The sequence below is a fragment of the Vibrio sp. 1401 genome (genome assembly GCF_033340295.1).
Map to the genome: position 1 here is coordinate 107,343 of NZ_JAWOWF010000007.1, position 17,046 is coordinate 124,388.

Genomic DNA, 17,046 nt, shown 5'->3' on the forward strand with positions numbered 1-17,046 from the left:
ATCAATGTCTTGATTTTTATATTCGGGTGTTTATTTGCCGATTATTGTCTGTTTTAAATCAAGGTCTGTCATTATTTTCGATAAACATTTTTGCTGTTAAACAAAAAAAGAGCACATGTACTGTGCTCTATTGCTTTCGCTTTTAACAAGGGAGAAAGGTGAGTTAAAGAAAACCGTCAGAGGTTCATTAAGCTCTCTAATGACTCCTCTACATTGTTGTAGTGATAAGTTCGAATATTACGTCCATCCGTCGCATTAATCTGAATTTCTGAGATCTCGTTATCTGAGTCTCGTTCGATAATTCCAATAGAATGATCTACGGATTTACTGGTAATAACCTTTTGGTTTCTTAATACAATTACGCAAGTATGTAAGTCCATGCCAATTCCCTTTAGCCGACGTTGTTGTGATGTTCTGGATCTAACTTTAGTGTACAAAAACGCTAATGCCAATAAATCTCAATATTGAGTTCCGAAAATGGCTAATTGTGGGCGCTTAAGCAAGCTACAATAACACTATATTGAACGATGCCTATGAACAATAAATGACAAAAGGCATGAGCAAGGAAAGCACTATGTTTATTCACCCCCATACCTCACTGACCTTCGAGCAGTGTCACAAGGCGCGAGTCGCGCGAGACAGTCGTTTTGATGGGCGATTTTATGTGGCGGTAAAAACAACGGGAATCTTTTGTCGTCCGATTTGCCCGGCAAATTTGCCTAAAGAAGAAAATGTTGAGTATTTCGCTGATAAGACGCAAGCCCTTCAAGCAGGGTACCGTCCGTGTTTACGTTGTCGACCTGACAGCGCGCCTGGATCTTGGGCATGGAAAGGTGTCGAGACGACCTTTCAACGAGCGATTTCGTTAATTGATAGAGGGGAGTTGCATCACCATTCGGTGTCTGAGTTGGCTGAGCGTGTTGGGATTTCTGACCGTTACTTACGTATGTTGTTTGAGCAGTATCTAGGTATGTCACCCAAGCAGTATGCGCAATATCAGCAACTAATGTTCGCCAAACAGTTGCTTCACTCCAGCTCTATGTCGGTCACCGACGTGGGGTTTGCGTCAGGTTTTAACAGTACGCGCCGCTTTAACGATGCTTTTCAAAAGTTTCTCAAACTAACGCCTTCTCAAGTACGCCGTAAAGAGTTTGATGGTGCGGGTTGCAATCGAATTGCCTTACCTTATCGAGGTGAGTTGAATTGGTCGCACATGTTGGACTTCTATCGTTTGCGAGCGGTTGAGGGGGTTGAGCTGGTGAGTGATGAGAGTTATCAGCGCAACGTTTTTTTGGATGACAGCAAAGCCTGGTTTAAAGCGACAAAAGGTGAAGGATACTTAGAACTGGCGTTTGAAATTGAAGACGTAACGAAGCTGCAAAATTTGGTGTCTGACATTCGTCGTATGTTCGATCTTGACGCTGATATTTGTACTGTTGAGCAGCATTTGGAGTATGTCGCGCCTGGGCTCGTGTCGAGTAAAGGTATTCGTATTCCTGGTGTATGGAATGCATGGGAAGCAGGGGCTAGAGCGATTTTAGGCCAGCAAGTGTCGGTTAAAGCTGCGATTGGTCAACTTAACTTATTGGTGGCCACACTTAGTGGTGAGTCAGAAAAACGTTTTTTCCCGACTCCCAGTGATATTGCGAACGCCGACGTGAGCTTTTTGCGCATGCCGCAAAGCCGTAAAGAGACGCTAGTGCGCTTCGCCCAGTTTATGCAGGACAACTCAGAAGCTGACCCCCAGCAGTGGCTAGCTTTGAAAGGCATTGGACCTTGGACCGTCAGTTATGCTCAACTGCGAGGGCAATCTCAACCCGATTGCTTTCTAGATAAAGACTTAGTGGTGAAAAAGGCGATGCAGCGTTACCCATCACTGAATACGCACACTGCGGCCCCTTGGGGAAGCTACGCGACGTTTCACTTATGGAATCAATCATGAAAACATTTTATACCGAAATGCCGAGTCCACTAGGAACGGTGACTATCCAATCGAACGCTGAGGGCTTACTTGGCATTTGGTTTGAAACATGCACCACTAAGCCGAGTGAGCTGGGGGGGCGAGACGAGCAGCATCCGGTCTTGCGCCAAGCTGTCACCCAACTGGATGAATACTTTGCTGGTCTGCGCAACGAATTCGATTTGCCCCTTGCAGCGACAGGCACTGATTTTCAAAATCAAGTTTGGCAGGCACTAACGACCATTCCATATGGGGAAACGTGGAGCTATCAAGATCTCGCGAATGCGATAGGTAACCCTAAAGCTGTGCGTGCTGTTGGGTTAGCAAACGGGAAGAATCCGATTTCTATCGTGGTGCCTTGTCATCGCGTTATTGGCAAAAGCGGAAAACTGACTGGGTATGCAGGTGGAGTGGAGCGCAAGCAACGTTTGCTCGCGTTGGAGCAAGGTACACTGCTTTAAGTGAGGCGATTCTCGTATTGGGATTAAGCGTGCTACACAGGGGTAACGATAGTGTAGAGTTTCATAATCGTTATACGAATAGAAGAAGGACAATAAGGACATGCCTTTCAAAACGGATTTTGATGCCTTCATGAGTGAGTGTTGGCAGCATCACGAGGAAAATCCCGAACAAGTTTATGCTAAGCTAGAAACGGCTCTGAGCGAGGTGGAAGACGTTACCCAAATCGAGCGAATATTCGCATTGATGCTGCATACCGCTATTGGGCATCTCCAGTGCCCAGAACAGTTTCTTACTTGTTTAGAGCACTTTGATGAACGCAAGGTTGCCGAGAGTTTGGCATTTCAACGCAGTATTGCCGTTGTGCGCTATTTCGTAGATGGCACTGACAATATGGAATTATTGGAAGAGCAAGAACAACGCCGAGTTTACGCTTTGATTTCGAATGAACTTTCTGCACTTGTTCAGCTTGAACTGGCGAGTCAATGGTTGGTGAAGGCAGCGTTAGGAATGACGCCGAACGATGCAGAAGGGCCATTAGCGCGCGCTATCGCGATCACTGCAAACAACTTAGCATGTCAGTACGAAGCGCTGGCTGAGCGCACGTGCATGGAAAAATCGAAGATGTTAGAAGCAGCGACACTCGCGCTAGACTATTGGAAAGTGGCAGGGGGTTGGATGCAAGAAGAGCGCGCAGAGTATCGCTTAGCGATGAGCTTGCTTAAAGCGGATAAACCGCAAGAAGCCAAAGTGCATGCTGAGCGCTGTGAGGCTATTTGTCAGCAAAATGGTAGCGACGCGTTTGAGCTGTTCCACGCACATGACTTGTTGATGCAAGTACACTTCCATCTTAGCCAGAAATATAAAGCTAAATTGGATGAAGAGATGCAGCAGCACTGCAAAACGAGCTCGTTGACGTGATCTTAGCGTTGAATGAAAAAGCCCCGAGCGACTGGCTGGGGGCTTTAGGGTTGTTGACTATGCAGCGATGATTATGCTGCTTGCGCTTTTGCTTGGTATCGTCCTGGTTTATGGTTCATCGCCAAAATCAAGTTCGTTGCGATGGCACCTAGAACAGATAGAGCGATAAGGTGCACATCTACAATGAACAGTGACATCACCACGATGGCACAATCTAACGCCATTTGAACTTTACCCGCTCGAACTCCAAAACGTTCCTGAAGGTACAACGCTAGAATGTTAAAGCCACCCAAACTCATTTTGTGACGGAAAATTACCAACATACCGATTCCAATCAGCCCACCACCCAAAAGTGCCGCATAGAAAGGTTCGATTCGTGAAATCTCAATCACATGATGCAGATGATCGACCGCAAAAGAGACAATCGAAACTGCAATAAAGGTATTGATAGTGAAGCGCCAACCCATGCGCATCACAGATAAAATATAAAAAGGGAGGTTAAGAGCGAAAAATATCTGACCAAAACTGAAGTCACTCACTTTGGTTAGGAAGATCGCCAAGCCAGCCGTACCGCCAGTGAGCAATCCTACTTTGCTAAAAAATATCACCCCAAGTGACACTAACGCACTGCCGAGCGTCAGAGCCAAGAGGTTCTCTCTTAGGCTATGATCTTTGTCCATAAATTAATTTCCTTGGTTTAAAAACCGCGCCGGAGATAACACGTCTCACGGACGCGATAGACAGTCGCCAAAATAGCAACTAACAAATCGGCCAATAAAATGTCGCGAAAAGTGATGGATGTCGAGTTTTTGGACGAGATTATGATGATATTAACCTGTTTAACATAATGTACACAGATAGAAAAACAACAAGGAAAAGTTATGATTAAGAAAGTTGGCAACACCCAAATCAACACATTACATCGACTGAGTTGTCACTGTGGAAAAGTTGAGTTGGAACTGGCGTTACCCAATGGTATTGAGAAACCGAGACGGTGTGACTGTTCTATGTGTCGACGTCGTGGCGCGATTGTCGCGTCTGTACCTTTGAACGGTATTCGTATTGTGCAAGGCGAAGACGTCTTGAAGCAGTATCAATTTAATACACACACTGCGAAGCACTTTTTCTGTGGCGAGTGCGGTATTTATACGCACCATCAGCGTCGTTCTGACCCGAGTGAGTATGGCTATAATGTCGGCTGCTTAGAGGGCGTCAACCCATATGAGTTGGGAGCGATTGAAGTGATGGATGGCGTTAACCATCCATCCGACCGTTAGGTTACATTGCAAGTTAAGTGACTAATTCTAGGTGTTTTTAAGTAAATAAACCGCTATTCATCCACAAGTGTACCGCAATACTGGCGGCATAACCCAAGGCGATGACGGGAGCCCACTTTAGGTGGCCAAAGAAGGTGTATTGTCCACGCGCGGCTCCCATTAAAGCGACGCCTGCCGCGGAGCCAATGGAAAGCAAACTGCCCCCGACACCTGCGGTTAATGTGACGAGTAGCCAGTTGCCCATCGACATGCTTGGTTCCATGGTCAGTACAGCAAACATAACCGGAATGTTATCGACGATTGCAGATAGGACACCAACCATTACGTTTGCCCAGACTGGGTTCCATTGCGTGTACATGACGTTTGAAACCAGTTCGAGGTAGCCAAGTAAACTTAAACCGCCAACACACATCACAACACCGTAGAAGAACAACAAGGTGTCCCATTCGGCTCGAGACACACGATGAAACACATCAAACGGAACCACTGAGCCTAAGCGCTTCAATGCCTGATCATCGCCATTGGCAATTGCCATAGCTGCTTTTTTTGCGAGTGAGTGTTTAAGAGTTTGACGCAAAAAATATCCGAAAAACTGTAAGTACGCCAAGCCCATCATCATGCCCATAACGGGTGGGAAGTGCAGCATAGCATGGAAAGAGACTGCGGTGGCAATCGTCAAAATGAACAACGCGACAATACGCCTTGCCCCGCGTTTTAGCTCAACGTGTTGGTGAATCGTATTCGGTTTTGTGTTTGGAACAAAAAGTGACATCAAAAATGCGGGAACCAAGTAGTTCACCAATGACGGTACAAACAACGGAATGAACTCAGCAAAGCTGACATGACCGGCCTGCCACACCATCAGGGTTGTAATATCTCCAAATGGGCTGAATGCACCGCCAGCGTTGGCTGCGATAACAATGTTGATACAAGCAAGATTGACGAACTTAGGATTATCACCAGAGACTTTCATCACTACAGCGCACATCAAAAGGGCTGTAGTTAAGTTATCGGCAATCGGTGAAATGACAAAAGCGAGAAACCCCGTCAGCCAGAACAACTTTTTGAATCCAAAACCTTTACCAACCATCCACGCCTGTAAGGCATCGAAGAGTTTGCGTTCTTCCATTGCGTTGATGTAAGTCATCGCCACGAGCAAAAACAGCAGCAACTCGGCATATTCCAACAAGTTGTGTTCTAGTGCGGATTTGGCGATTTCAGGCTGGTTGTGCTGAGCAAAGGTGTAGCCAATCAGAATCCAAATTAACCCTGCAGCGAGCAGCACTGGCTTGGATTTTCTCATTTTCAGATACTCTTCCAACATAACCAGTATGTAAGCGATCGAAAAGATAATCAGAGCCGCGTAACCGACACCAGAATTAACAAGATTCAGTTCATTGGTTGATGCAGCAAAGGTGGCGCTAGAGAACAACAAACAGCAGAAAGCCACAATTGGATAGATTGGCATAGACATTTCTCCTTTGTCTGGTTGGAGAAATATTAGCCACAAATGAATGAGTTAGTTGTGAGAGAGCTCGAATTAACAGTAGGAGTTAGGAAATGATAGTGTGCGCCACTATTTTCTGAGTGACGCAATGCTTGCTGCGCCGAATAAAACCGCAGCGGCATATAAACCGTAAGTTAACCAGTGACTAATCTCTAAAAAAGGAACGAGTCCTTGACCTGCCCACATACAGCCTCCGTTTAATGAGCAATGTTGTAATAGTCGAGCCAATTTAAAGGAAATGAACAATGTTTTTTGTGAGTGAAAGCAAATTCTGAAGGATTAGAAAGTCAAAAATTGGTCAGTGAGAGAGAAATCTCATTTTTAACTGGCTAGCTCTAACCCTTTTGAGTTAAAGCTAGCTATATCTAGAGCTGAATGCATTTAGCGTAGGAGCCATTTTTTCAACGGTGAAGCGTCAATTGCTTTCACAAGCAGTATGGTTGCAACAATCGTTGCAGGATAAATAAACACATCTTTCGCGAGGTGTTGCAGCCCGATAAATCCAGCGACATTCATCATGACAATTATGATAAGCAGATGGCTAACATATATTCCTAACACGCTAGGAGATAGTTTGAAGACCCAAGGCATGTCGCCAAAATGAGGGTGAGCCAAAAGCCACATAAAGACACCTACAGCCCAGATAACGGTACCGAATAGGAAGTCGTGCGAGTTGAAAGCGATGTCATGTTGCATCAGCCAGTAAGCTTCACCAAAATGCAGTGCTATGCCAAGAATAATGCATCGAACCGTATTGTTTCGCGACCACCGCCACTGCGCTTCTCGTGCGAAATAACCCAGAACAACTAGCAACGTGCTGAAAAAAGGCCCGTTACGAGTAAAGAAAGGCGCTGGCAGGTCGGTAATGGTCGCGTAACTGCCAGCAAAGACCCCGTATATGTATAGCAATACTGCAGTTGGCAGTATCAGTTGCACCATATTGATATGCACGAGAAAGGCAATTAACGCTACGGCAATGACCAGAGCCGGAATAAACCACAGATGAACGAGTCCGCCTTCGATGAGTGAATTGATCGGGGTTGACATTAAGTACCCCCAATAACCTTGCCTTTCGGCGAGATACCCAGCCTCAGCGACCGTCTGCCATTGGAATGGCATCAGTAAACTGATCATGCTCCAAATGAGCCAAACCTTCATTAACGGTTTGGCGTAGTTCTTAAGAGTATCGATAGGTGAATGACTCAACTTCGGCTGGATTAGATAACCCGAGATGAGAAAGAATAGCGGAACAGCAAAACGAGCCAGTTGGTTGAGCATATAGCCAACCCATGATATCCCATCCCACTGCCAGTACGTCAGTGCCATCTGGCAATGCAAACCCACAATCGCAAGCATTGCAATGATACGTGCAAACTCTAAGCTGGCTATTTTTTGTTTCTTTGCCATTACATTGTTTACCTAAATAAAAAACTTAGGTGAAAATAGCAGGTTGTTACTGAAGTAATACGTGAAAAAGTCAACAGACTTGCGCTTACATTGAAGCTGTTTTGAAAATTAAGACTTACTTCAAACTTCTTAATTATTAACCTATTAACGCAATCAATACCTGATTCGTGAGTCGAAAATAGCACTGAATAATGGTTAGACCAGTTAACTCGAGATTGCAAAAAAGAACGATCGTGCTAAAAATAAGACTATGCAAAAAGGAAAAGTGACAAAAGAGTTTATTCTGCAGCGGGCTTTTGAGATCGCCAGCGAAGACGGATTAGAAAGTCTTACGATTGGAGAGTTAGCCAAGCAATGCGGTATGTCGAAAAGTGGTCTGTTTGCCCACTTTAATTCGAAGTTGAATTTACAGCTATCGGTGCTTGATCACGCCAATAAAGTGTTCGCTGATCGGGTTATTGAGCCTGCTCGAGAACTCGGGGATGGCAATATCGAGCGTAAAATTCGAGGGTTGCTCGACTCTTGGATGACTTGGAATCACGCATTCCAAGGAAGTTGTATGTTTCTTGACGCTTGGAATGATACGGCAGATAAAGATTGCCCGCTTCAGGCCGGACTGCGTAAATCCATAGACACTTGGCTGAGTTATTTGGAGATCCAAATAGCGAAAGGCAAAGAGAAGCAAGAATTTGCAGCAGACTTAGATACACGCCAAGCAACGTTTGATTTGTACGGTCTCTATTTGAGTGCGCATGTTTTTTACTCAATTAAAGGTGAGCAAGAAAGCTTGCGTCTGTTTTGGCAAGGGATCGACAACTTATTTTCTCGCTGGAAAGGCTAATATCGGTTATTCGCTTCCCAGATTCGTAGACATAAAATCACAAAGAGCGGCTGAGTTCGCTCTTTCTTATCAGTATAAAAAGCACGACCGTTCTATTTTGTGCAAAGCTGATAGTTAAGGACATGATTATGAGTGAAAAAATTTACTTTAATACATCGCAACGTTTCAGTATTAAGCGCAGTTTGGTGAACATTAGTACTCGGTTACACCATACACTGGCCCCGTCACATGCAAAGAAGACCGCGCGCAAGCTTCTTCTGACACCGGCTCGTACGCAACCTAAAAATATTGAGCCTCAAGGGCTTATCAAAGGTGAAATTAAAGGGCATGCAGGCATCATCAAAACCTATACTTTGGGCTCTGGACCTATTTGGGTGCTAACTCATGGTTGGTCTGGAACGGCAAGTCAGTTTTATCCACTGATGGAACATATTGCGTCGAAAGGGTTTACTGCTTTGGCGTACGATCATCCGGCACATGGTGAGAGTGAGGGGCAGTATGGGCACATTCCGGGGTTTGTCAGAGGATTAGAAGATGTGTTGGATACGGTCGAGGATATTGTTGGCCTAGTTGGGCACAGCATGGGCACCGCTTCTGCTCTTGAGTGTAGGCACAGTAAATTAGAAAACAAGCCTTTGCTGCTTATTGCTCCGGTATTAAATTACGTAGAGAACTTATTCGGTAGCATTGCGCGTTCCGGTTACTCGATGAAGCTTTTTAATGCTGTGGTTTCAGAAGTTGAAGACCAATTTAGTTATCCGTTACAGTCCATTGATCCGATGAAGCGTTTGTCTGAGCGTCCGTCTCACGCCATTATTATTCATGATGAGCAAGATAAGTTCACCAAATACAGTGTCTCGGCAAAAGCGGCTGAAGAGATTAAAAACGTTGAGTTAGTGACAACACAAGGTCAGGGGCATGGTCGAGTGATGAAGTGTGAGCAAGTCTTCAGTAGTTTTGACCGTTTGCTCGATAGTGCTTGGTAACCCTTACTTTTACTGATTGATTCGCTCCGTTTTGCGCTAATTCGATTTGAAAGTAACACCTCAGACTTTTTCGTCTCTGGTGTTGCTCTTCTCGTTAAGAGGTTAAATCCAAAAAGGACAGCCGAAGCTGTCCTTTGTTTATTTAGCAGAACGTCTGCAAGGCTGAAATTAGTTACAGTTAGCTACGCCAACTTCTTTCCAAACGCCCCATTCGCCAGATTGGCTAGGATCGTCACCCTGAGTCCACCATTTCGCTTCCCACGTTTTACCTGCGTGAGTCACTTGGTTACCACCTGTGTACACTGCGCTCGCATCCCATGCGTTGTCACAAGTACCAGGGTTCGGATCGGTTGTGTGCTGTGCAACAACCACTGTCGCGCTTGCCGATGAAGACGCTTTACCGTCGCTCACACTTACAGTGAAGCTTAAGCTTGTGTCTTGCGGGTATTCCGCAGCAGTGAACGTGACTTTAGAGCCTTCAACCGTTGCATTCAGACCTTGAGGTAGAGTCCAGTTGAATGTCAGGGTGTCGTTGTCTGCATCGCTAGACGCAGATGCATCTACAACCACAACGTCACCAGCGTTTGCTGTTGCTGGAGCAACAACTTGCGCTACTGGTGCGTTGTTCACTGGGTCAACAACACCTGCTGGTTTCACTGTTACTACAACGAGGTCAGATGCCGTTGCACCTTCGTTATCAGACACCGTCAGCTTGAAAGTTAATTGCTCTTCAACAGTAACTTCTGCTGCATCAAAGCTTGCTTTCGCTGAGTTTGCACCTGTTAGTACCACTGCTGTGCCAGATACTTGTTCCCAAGCGTAGCTTGCGATGGTGCCGTCAGAGTCGTTTGACAGGCTGCCATCTAGAACCACATTTGCAGGACCTGTTACCGATTGATCTGCGCCAGCGGCTGCGGTTGGCTTACGGTTTGGTTGAGGAACCACACCACCAGCCATACCTTCGTGCATCGCGTTTAGAATGTCACCGTTATCCGCGTCAATTTCCCAAGAGAATAGACCAGCAAGACCCAGAGATTTCGCGTAGCTACCTTTTGCTAGCACTGAACGGTGGTCATCAAATGTGATCAACTCGCCCGTAGTACGGTTCCATACCCATGGTGCTTCTGCTTGTGCATCGTAGCCGTACTCGAAGCCGTTAATGCCAGTGTTGTTTGCACCTAACATGAATGACTTAATGCCTTTGTAGTCAATTACGCCATCTTCCCAAACACCTTGTGCTGTGCTGCCCTTCAGTTTACCTGTAGCAGTACCTGTCATTGGGTCGTTTGGATCGGTTAGCGTATCTGGAGTTACGCCTTCCCAGCCACGACCGTACATTGCTGTACCAAGTACTAGCTTGTTCGCAGGAACGCCTTGAGCAAGAAGAAGTTGGATGCCGTTATCTGCTGTGTAAGCAGGACCTTTGTACGGTTCGCCGTTCTCATCAACGCCACTACCGTCACACTGACCAGGACGCATGAATGAACCACAGTAAAGCGCAGTCTGGTGACCAGGAACGTTGTTCCAACCGCCGTAGAAGTCGTAAGTCATTGCGAAGATGTAATCCATGTACTGAACTGCATCTGCGTAGTCTACGTCTTCAATCTTGTCGTAACCGACACCGATAGCGGACGTTAGCTCGTAAGTACGGCCTGTCTCAGCTTCTAATTCATCAAGCATTACGCGCAGTTCACGCATCAGTGCGATGTATGCTGGGCCATCGTTTACAGGGTCGCCCTTATCGGCTGCTGCACCGCCGCCAGGGAATTCCCAGTCGATGTCAACACCGTCGTAGAATTTCCAAGTTTTCAGGAACTTCTTAACTGATGCGACGAATGTGTCACGGTTTTTCTTGTCCACGAAATCGAAGAATGGGTCAGACAGTGTCCAACCACCGATCGATGGGATGATTTTTAGATCAGGGTTACGTTGTTTCAATGCCATTAGCATTGCGTAGTTACCCTTGATAGGCGTGCTGTATTCATGACCAGCTTGTGGGAAGCTCTTCTGATAAGCAGCCCAAGGGTCATGGATAACGACTTCATAATCAGGCACACCTGTACAAGCAGTTTGTAGCGCGTTGAAACTGTTGCCGCCAACAGACTTCACAGACTCATTTGGGCCACAAATTGGGATAAAACCGTAAAGGATGTGAGTCAAGTTGTCGACCGGCATATTATCGACGGTGTAGTCACGGCCATAGATGCCCCATTCAACAAAATACGTACCCATCACGACGCTTGGATCGGTATTGTAGGTTTTGTTGTTTGGATCAACATTCATCGTTAGTGGCTTCAGGTGAGAACCATCGGTATCTGCAATTGTGATTTCAGCTGGTGCGCTTTTCGCACAACCTGTCGCATCACATGCTTCGATTTCCATTTGGTATAAGCCACCTTGGCCGTATTCAAACGAAGCTGTCGTTTGGCTACCAGTGATAGGGCCGCTTGCTACTTTTACACCATCAAAATAGACGTTGTAAGTGTCACCAGGTGTGCCACTCCACTGGTTAAATTTAACAGTGATCTTCGCTTGATCATGGTATTTCACCATGTCGTAGTAGCCTGACGTGGTTTCCATCGCGAGTTCAATTTTAGAAAATTGAAGGTTGTTGGAACCGTACATATCGATACTTGGTGCGGTTGGAGCCGCAACTGCAGCACCTGATAGCGCTAAAGCAACTCCAGCTGCACATAGGTTAAATCGAATCATAACTTCTCTCTCAATCCTTGGATTCATGTTCTACCTAGAACATAGGCTGCTCTTGCACCAGATAAGATGATTGGATTTACTCCACGTGCAAAAGCATCACACTCAGCATTTCAGAGAGTTTTTTTTCGTCAAAAAAAATTAAGACGGTTTTCGAGGCACTTGAGAGAACTTAACTAAAACTCGCACTCTGTTACACAGAAAGTGTCAGACTGAGTCAATAATTTATAAAATCTCAGCAGAAACTAAAATTATTGTTTACTCAGTAACGAGTTGGCTAAATGCGATGAAGGCCTTATTTTGTTGTTTATTAAGGTTTTGTTTCATTGATATAGAAAGAGAATTGAAAGGAAAAATAGCCGTGAAGACGTACTAGTCACGGCTGAAGTGTTCACTCAACGCGGCACGACGTTTAGAGGCTGCGCCGGTTTCTGAGCCCTGAACGGTATGCTCAAATCCTTTACGAATGAATCGCTGATCTGGAATAAGAGGCTCAATACGGCGTATTTGAGGTGAAAGATGAGAGCCCGAGATCTGATACGCGGTCTTTCCTAATCCGGTATTCAACGTGATGACCTTGCCATCGAATTCAAATTCCGTCGTAATAAGTCGATGGTTTCGGTATACCCCATCTTCAGTGAAAACGAGACGTTCTGTTTGGTAGGGTGGCGCGCCAATCTCAATCCATTCGCCGTACACCTTTTCCGGATCAATGTGGTCTTGATAGGAGAGGTGGATTTGATAGCCAAAAAACGTCAACAGACCCATCCCGAAGCAGACAAATGTACTCTTGAGGATTTTGGATTGGTGGCGAGCCAAAAATGAAAGTTTTGGTTCTTGTCGTGCTTTTCGCCTTCGGCGAGTCGAGTCCGTCATAGATCTAATTTTCTCCACTTTTTTAACATGGTGGAAACCTTCCTTTTTAAAAACAAACAATCCCGCCATTGAGACGACGAAACTATGATCTAATGTCCACTTTTACATTCAGATACACATCTTATTGATGGTTTTATTGTTTGCTCACATTCATTACTTCGCAGGTTTTCTTGCTCGGTTTAGGTCGCCTGATTAATCCTCGCGAAAAGAGGTTCTCGCTCAGTAGCAAAGGATGTGCGTTACTACGTTGAGTTTAATGGCTTTCAAAGCTTGAGTAACGGAAAGAAACAAGGTAAAAAAGAGCGGACTTTTGATAAGGAAACCAATAATGAATATTAAGGAAAATAGCTATTTTGCTGGTAGTGTAAAATCACTAGGCTTTAACCAGAAAGATCAGGATGTTAGCGTTGGTGTGATGCTTCCTGGTGAGTACACGTTTGGTACTCAAGCACCAGAGCGTATGACGGTTGTAAAAGGTGCGCTTGTGGTCAAGCGTGTTGGCGAGAGCGATTGGACGACTTATCAAAGTGGTGAGTTTTTTGAAGTGGAAGGTAATTCTTCATTTGAGCTTCAAGTGAAAGAAGCGACTGCGTATTTATGTGAGTACTTCTAGCGTTCATTTGTTGCTCGTCATAAAACCACCTTCGGGTGGTTTTTTCGTCTATGTGCTTCACTTATAACGCATCTTTTTGGTTATTTGGGTATATACTTAATAAAAATGTACCCATCGACCAGGGAGGAAGTGATGGCAGTACAACGCAAGCATTCTGATCTCCCTCCTCGTTACGAGGATAAAGATCTCACCAATGAGCAAAGACAGCGCTTTACCGAAGTTGCCAACGCCGCTCATAAGAGACGTGAATTTTATCGACGTGCTCTAGGAAAGAGCTTAATGGGCAAAATGAAGGGCCGTGCGTTTAAAGATCACCCCACTCGTCAGCAAGACAAGCCGAACAGAACGTTGCAAGTAGTGTGGTTAATCGTATTCCTCGTTGTGGGGCTTTGGGTGATGCATGTGTTCGCTTAGTCATTAGCAAGCTTCTGGTACCGCTGGTGCATCAGATGTTGACTGTTCTTCCGTATTGCAGTGCTCATAAAAGGCGTACTGGTTTTTACCAGTATGTTTAGCTGCGTACATTGCTTTATCTGCACATCGAGTCAATTCAGACAAATCCTTTGCATCTTGCTTATAGATAGCAGCACCTACACTCATCGTTAACTCGTTAATCATATCGTAGCTTCGGTAACCTGTCGGAAACAGATTTACGATCCGTTTTAGGATGCTGTCGAGGTCATCTTTACTTTTTACATCGTAAAGCATGATTACAAACTCGTCGCCCGCAAATCGAGCGATGGAGTAGTCGTGTTTATCTGTTTTTCTGTCTTTGTTGCGAATGTTATTTTTTAATCGAGTGGCGAAGGCTTGAAGTACTTGGTCACCAATATCGTGCCCGTAGGTGTCGTTGATGTGCTTGAAGTTATCGATATCGAGAAAGACCAATGCGGTGATGCTGTCATCAGATGAGTGCTTGATTTCATCGAGCTTTGCGCGCGCCCAAGTCTCAAAGCTCCAGCGATTGGCAAGCCCAGTGAGCTGGTCAAAATATGCTAACTCCTCAATCCCCTCACGATACAGTGTTTGAATGTAATTGAGGACTTTCGTGTAGTAATACGAGAACGTGTGACACACAAACGCGGTCGCTATCAGGGTCAGCATCAATCTCCGCTCTATGATTTCTGTGGCTGCTGGCAGTCGATCTAAAAAAGCGACCCCAAAAAAGATCAGTAAAATGTAGGTGCCACTGAACAACAGACCGACCTTAAACTCATTAATTAATACCAGAGTGGCGACAATAGGATATAGCCATAACATTTTGCCTGACGGAGCATCGTTATACAGAAGTAACAATAACCCTTCGAACATTAAGACAGCACTTAGCCATAAGTCGGCGTATTGATGGTGCCGCTGGACTTTTATTACATAACTGATTGCTAAGCATGCCAAGGCACACAAAGCATGGAAAAAGCTTAAACCCCAGTTATTCTCAAGTGATTGAGCAATGGAACCATAAGTTAAACAGGCAGCGGCGATACTGGAGCATAAAAAGACAATTTTCTTTTTTCTTGTTGAGCGGATGTCCGCCATTTCTTCTAAGCGCGCCCCAGCCAATGTCGACATTACGTATCCTTGCTTAATTAACGTGTACGCTTATTCTAGGCGGTATTTTCGCGATAAATAGAACAACAAAGTTTCCAAATGTGATATCAGTCATTTTTAGTGCAAAGCCATCAGTGTGATTTGGTGCGAGTGTTCAAAGAGGAATGGTGGCGCATGCAGGTTTTCATGACGGTTCTTCATGGCTCTATATGGTTGGACTGATAACTCAAAGTAATGTATCTAGTTGGAGATATTTCTATTGATTATCCTGATTCTGTTCGGTGCTCGTTGATTGAGAGTATTGTTCACCAATCTCTGCTCTACGTATCGTCAAGGCATATGTCGTTTCGAAAATGCATTAGAAATATTTTTCCGAAACAGGGCGAAATATTGTTGTCGTTATGACCAATATGCGACTAGAATCCGCGCTAAATCACAACCTCATATCGAGCTTCGTTCGAGTCACTATTTTTAAACTGCTTCACAAATATTGTGAGGCAGTTTTTAGTTGTAGGAAAGGTTACAAGCATGCCTAAAAGCCAAAACATCAACCAACGAATGTCCATCGTGGCATTAGCTTGGCCAATTCTTGTCGAAATTTTGCTACGGACGGCTTTAGGAACCAGTGACGTGTTCATGCTGAGTGGCTACTCAGACAAAGCCGTATCCGCTGTTGGTGTGATCACGCAGATTACCTTCTTTTTAATCATCGTTTCGACCTTTGTCAGTAGCGGTACGGGGATTTTGATTGCCCAATACAATGGCGCTGGACGCGAGCAAGAGTCAGTGAGCGTTGGTGTTGCGAGTATTGCGTTGTCTGTGCTCGTCGGTGTGCTATTGAGTGTGATTGCCGTGCTTGGTGCGATATATCTACTCCCGTATTACGGCTTGGAAGCGCAAGTCGAGCAGTACGCTCATGAATATCTGCTTATAAGCGGTGCGATGACGTTTAACGTTACGATTGGCGTTGTTTTTACAACTATTCTGCGTAGTCATGGTTATTCACGTTCCCCAATGGTGGTGAATTTGATCTCGGGTGTGTTCAACATCATTGGTAACTATATTGCGCTTTACCAGCCATTTGGTTTACCTGTGTATGGCGTGCAAGGCGTGGCAATAGCAACCGTCGTCAGCCAAGTCATCGGTACGTTAATGTTATGGTTTATTCTCGCGCGCAGCAGCATTGAGCTACCAATGTCGACCATGAAACAAGTGCCCGTAGAGATTTACAAAAAGATCTTAAAAATCGGCGGCATGAACGCGGGTGAGGTGCTGTCTTACAACGTGGCGCAAATCTGCATTGTGTATTTTGTGGTGCAAATGGGGACGGCATCGTTAGCGGCTTTCACTTATGCGCAAAACATTGCCCGTTTCTCGTTTGCTTTCGCGCTGGCAATTGGTCAGGCAGCGCAAATTCAGACTGGTTACTACATCGGTAAAGGTTGGGTGAGCAGCATTTTAAAACGCGTACAAATCTACTTCTTAGTAGGATTTGTGGCATCAACGGCGGCAACCACACTGATTTACCTGTTTAGAGAAGAGATTCTGCGCGTATTTACCGATCAACCAGAGATACTCGCATTGGCAGGTTCGTTAGTCATGGGCTCAATTTTGCTCGAGGCCGGACGTGTGTTTAACCTGATTTTTATCGCGGGGCTCAAAGGCGCGGGTGACATCAAGTTCCCAGTGCAAATGGGGATTTTGAGTATGTGGGGACTAGGTGTGCTTTTCTCTTACATCTTTGGCATTCACATGGGGTATGGCGTTTTAGGGGCTTGGATGGCAATCGCACTCGATGAATGGGTGCGTGGTATCATCATGGCAAGGCGTTGGCGCTCTCAGGTGTGGACCAAGTTTAAGGTGAGCTAACGGTTTTCGGTATCGCGCATCACGCTTATTCTGTTGTTAGAAACCAAAAAAGGCACTGATAGTCAGTGCCTTTTTG

General features: G+C 45.3%; 16 protein-coding genes. 9 read left to right on the top strand and 7 right to left on the bottom strand.

Features of this window, described 5'->3' with window-relative positions; translation table 11 throughout:
* Positions 1-176: 176 nt before the first annotated feature.
* Complete coding sequence (locus R7Z77_RS06205) at positions 177-380, bottom strand: hypothetical protein (RefSeq protein ID WP_017633816.1); 204 nt, start codon at positions 378-380, stop codon at positions 177-179.
* Between the two features lie 194 nt (positions 381-574).
* On the opposite strand from R7Z77_RS06205, the gene R7Z77_RS06210 reads away from it, so the two are divergent.
* From R7Z77_RS06210 to R7Z77_RS06220, 3 genes are all read left to right on the top strand, one after another.
* Positions 575-1,942 (top strand): AlkA N-terminal domain-containing protein, encoded by a 1,368-nt coding sequence (locus R7Z77_RS06210; protein ID WP_031780807.1) that lies wholly within the window; start codon positions 575-577, stop codon positions 1,940-1,942.
* Positions 1,939-2,421: a methylated-DNA--[protein]-cysteine S-methyltransferase gene (locus R7Z77_RS06215; RefSeq protein WP_064354446.1), complete on the top strand. Its 483-nt coding sequence runs from the start codon at positions 1,939-1,941 to the stop codon at positions 2,419-2,421. The genes R7Z77_RS06210 and R7Z77_RS06215 overlap by 4 nt, the downstream gene beginning before the upstream one ends.
* Before the next feature lie 100 nt (positions 2,422-2,521).
* Entirely contained in the window at positions 2,522-3,340 is an 819-nt protein-coding gene (locus tag R7Z77_RS06220) for a hypothetical protein (protein WP_017633819.1), read from the top strand.
* A 71-nt stretch (positions 3,341-3,411) separates the two neighbouring features.
* On the opposite strand, the gene R7Z77_RS06225 is transcribed toward R7Z77_RS06220, so the two are convergent.
* Positions 3,412-4,020 (bottom strand): YitT family protein, encoded by a 609-nt coding sequence (locus tag R7Z77_RS06225; protein WP_005374427.1) that lies wholly within the window; start codon positions 4,018-4,020, stop codon positions 3,412-3,414.
* Positions 4,021-4,221: 201 nt separating this feature from the next.
* On the opposite strand from R7Z77_RS06225, the gene R7Z77_RS06230 reads away from it, so the two are divergent.
* Complete coding sequence (locus R7Z77_RS06230) at positions 4,222-4,617, top strand: GFA family protein (protein ID WP_017821038.1); 396 nt, start codon at positions 4,222-4,224, stop codon at positions 4,615-4,617.
* Positions 4,618-4,654: 37 nt separating this feature from the next.
* Here R7Z77_RS06230 and nhaD read toward each other — a convergent pair whose 3' ends face one another.
* Both nhaD and R7Z77_RS06240 read right to left on the bottom strand, forming a co-directional pair.
* Positions 4,655-6,085, bottom strand: a complete 1,431-nt coding sequence (gene nhaD / locus R7Z77_RS06235; RefSeq protein ID WP_005383238.1) for a sodium:proton antiporter NhaD — start codon at positions 6,083-6,085, stop codon at positions 4,655-4,657.
* A 420-nt stretch (positions 6,086-6,505) separates the two neighbouring features.
* A complete protein-coding gene (locus R7Z77_RS06240; protein WP_213967956.1) occupies positions 6,506-7,531 on the bottom strand; it encodes an acyltransferase in 1,026 nt (341 codons plus the stop codon).
* Between the two features lie 250 nt (positions 7,532-7,781).
* Here R7Z77_RS06240 and R7Z77_RS06245 point away from each other — a divergent pair, with 250 nt between their 5' ends.
* The gene (locus R7Z77_RS06245; RefSeq protein ID WP_005374416.1) at positions 7,782-8,372 is read left to right on the top strand and encodes a TetR/AcrR family transcriptional regulator; all 591 of its coding nucleotides are present in this window, start codon (positions 7,782-7,784) and stop codon (positions 8,370-8,372) included.
* Positions 8,373-8,500: 128 nt separating this feature from the next.
* Entirely contained in the window at positions 8,501-9,358 is an 858-nt protein-coding gene (locus R7Z77_RS06250) for an alpha/beta hydrolase (RefSeq protein WP_064354448.1), read from the top strand.
* 168 nt (positions 9,359-9,526) lie between these two features.
* On the opposite strand, the gene R7Z77_RS06255 is transcribed toward R7Z77_RS06250, so the two are convergent.
* Positions 9,527-12,070, bottom strand: coding sequence for a glycosyl hydrolase family 18 protein (locus R7Z77_RS06255; protein ID WP_318136619.1), 2,544 nt, complete (start codon positions 12,068-12,070; stop codon positions 9,527-9,529).
* Positions 12,071-12,439: 369 nt separating this feature from the next.
* Positions 12,440-12,943, bottom strand: coding sequence for a DUF2850 domain-containing protein (locus R7Z77_RS06260; RefSeq protein ID WP_005374408.1), 504 nt, complete (start codon positions 12,941-12,943; stop codon positions 12,440-12,442).
* Positions 12,944-13,271: 328 nt separating this feature from the next.
* On the opposite strand from R7Z77_RS06260, the gene R7Z77_RS06265 reads away from it, so the two are divergent.
* Entirely contained in the window at positions 13,272-13,556 is a 285-nt protein-coding gene (locus R7Z77_RS06265; RefSeq protein ID WP_005383244.1) for a pyrimidine/purine nucleoside phosphorylase, read from the top strand.
* A 132-nt stretch (positions 13,557-13,688) separates the two neighbouring features.
* On the top strand, positions 13,689-13,970 hold the full coding sequence (locus R7Z77_RS06270; RefSeq protein ID WP_005374405.1) for a hypothetical protein: 282 nt from the start codon (positions 13,689-13,691) through the stop codon (positions 13,968-13,970).
* A 3-nt stretch (positions 13,971-13,973) separates the two neighbouring features.
* On the opposite strand, the gene R7Z77_RS06275 is transcribed toward R7Z77_RS06270, so the two are convergent.
* Positions 13,974-15,122, bottom strand: coding sequence for a GGDEF domain-containing protein (locus R7Z77_RS06275; protein ID WP_053308037.1), 1,149 nt, complete (start codon positions 15,120-15,122; stop codon positions 13,974-13,976).
* 507 nt (positions 15,123-15,629) lie between these two features.
* Between R7Z77_RS06275 and R7Z77_RS06280 the strand changes: the two genes are divergently transcribed.
* Positions 15,630-16,970 carry an MATE family efflux transporter gene (locus tag R7Z77_RS06280; RefSeq protein WP_064354450.1) on the top strand — a complete coding sequence of 447 codons (1,341 nt, stop codon included), beginning with the start codon at positions 15,630-15,632 and terminating at the stop codon, positions 16,968-16,970.
* Positions 16,971-17,046: the final 76 nt, after the last annotated feature.

Coding starts and splice junctions, on each gene's coding strand:
- R7Z77_RS06255 (WP_318136619.1), bottom strand. CDS start 12,070: ATGATTCGATTTAACCTATGTGCAGCTGGAGTTGCTTTAGCGCTATCA.
- R7Z77_RS06260 (WP_005374408.1), bottom strand. CDS start 12,943: ATGACGGACTCGACTCGCCGAAGGCGAAAAGCACGACAAGAACCAAAA.
- R7Z77_RS06225 (WP_005374427.1), bottom strand. CDS start 4,020: ATGGACAAAGATCATAGCCTAAGAGAGAACCTCTTGGCTCTGACGCTC.
- R7Z77_RS06205 (WP_017633816.1), bottom strand. CDS start 380: ATGGACTTACATACTTGCGTAATTGTATTAAGAAACCAAAAGGTTATT.
- R7Z77_RS06245 (WP_005374416.1), top strand. CDS start 7,782: ATGCAAAAAGGAAAAGTGACAAAAGAGTTTATTCTGCAGCGGGCTTTT.
- R7Z77_RS06275 (WP_053308037.1), bottom strand. CDS start 15,122: ATGTCGACATTGGCTGGGGCGCGCTTAGAAGAAATGGCGGACATCCGC.
- R7Z77_RS06240 (WP_213967956.1), bottom strand. CDS start 7,531: ATGGCAAAGAAACAAAAAATAGCCAGCTTAGAGTTTGCACGTATCATT.
- R7Z77_RS06210 (WP_031780807.1), top strand. CDS start 575: ATGTTTATTCACCCCCATACCTCACTGACCTTCGAGCAGTGTCACAAG.
- R7Z77_RS06270 (WP_005374405.1), top strand. CDS start 13,689: ATGGCAGTACAACGCAAGCATTCTGATCTCCCTCCTCGTTACGAGGAT.
- R7Z77_RS06280 (WP_064354450.1), top strand. CDS start 15,630: ATGCCTAAAAGCCAAAACATCAACCAACGAATGTCCATCGTGGCATTA.
- R7Z77_RS06250 (WP_064354448.1), top strand. CDS start 8,501: ATGAGTGAAAAAATTTACTTTAATACATCGCAACGTTTCAGTATTAAG.
- nhaD (WP_005383238.1), bottom strand. CDS start 6,085: ATGCCAATCTATCCAATTGTGGCTTTCTGCTGTTTGTTGTTCTCTAGC.
- R7Z77_RS06220 (WP_017633819.1), top strand. CDS start 2,522: ATGCCTTTCAAAACGGATTTTGATGCCTTCATGAGTGAGTGTTGGCAG.
- R7Z77_RS06230 (WP_017821038.1), top strand. CDS start 4,222: ATGATTAAGAAAGTTGGCAACACCCAAATCAACACATTACATCGACTG.
- R7Z77_RS06215 (WP_064354446.1), top strand. CDS start 1,939: ATGAAAACATTTTATACCGAAATGCCGAGTCCACTAGGAACGGTGACT.
- R7Z77_RS06265 (WP_005383244.1), top strand. CDS start 13,272: ATGAATATTAAGGAAAATAGCTATTTTGCTGGTAGTGTAAAATCACTA.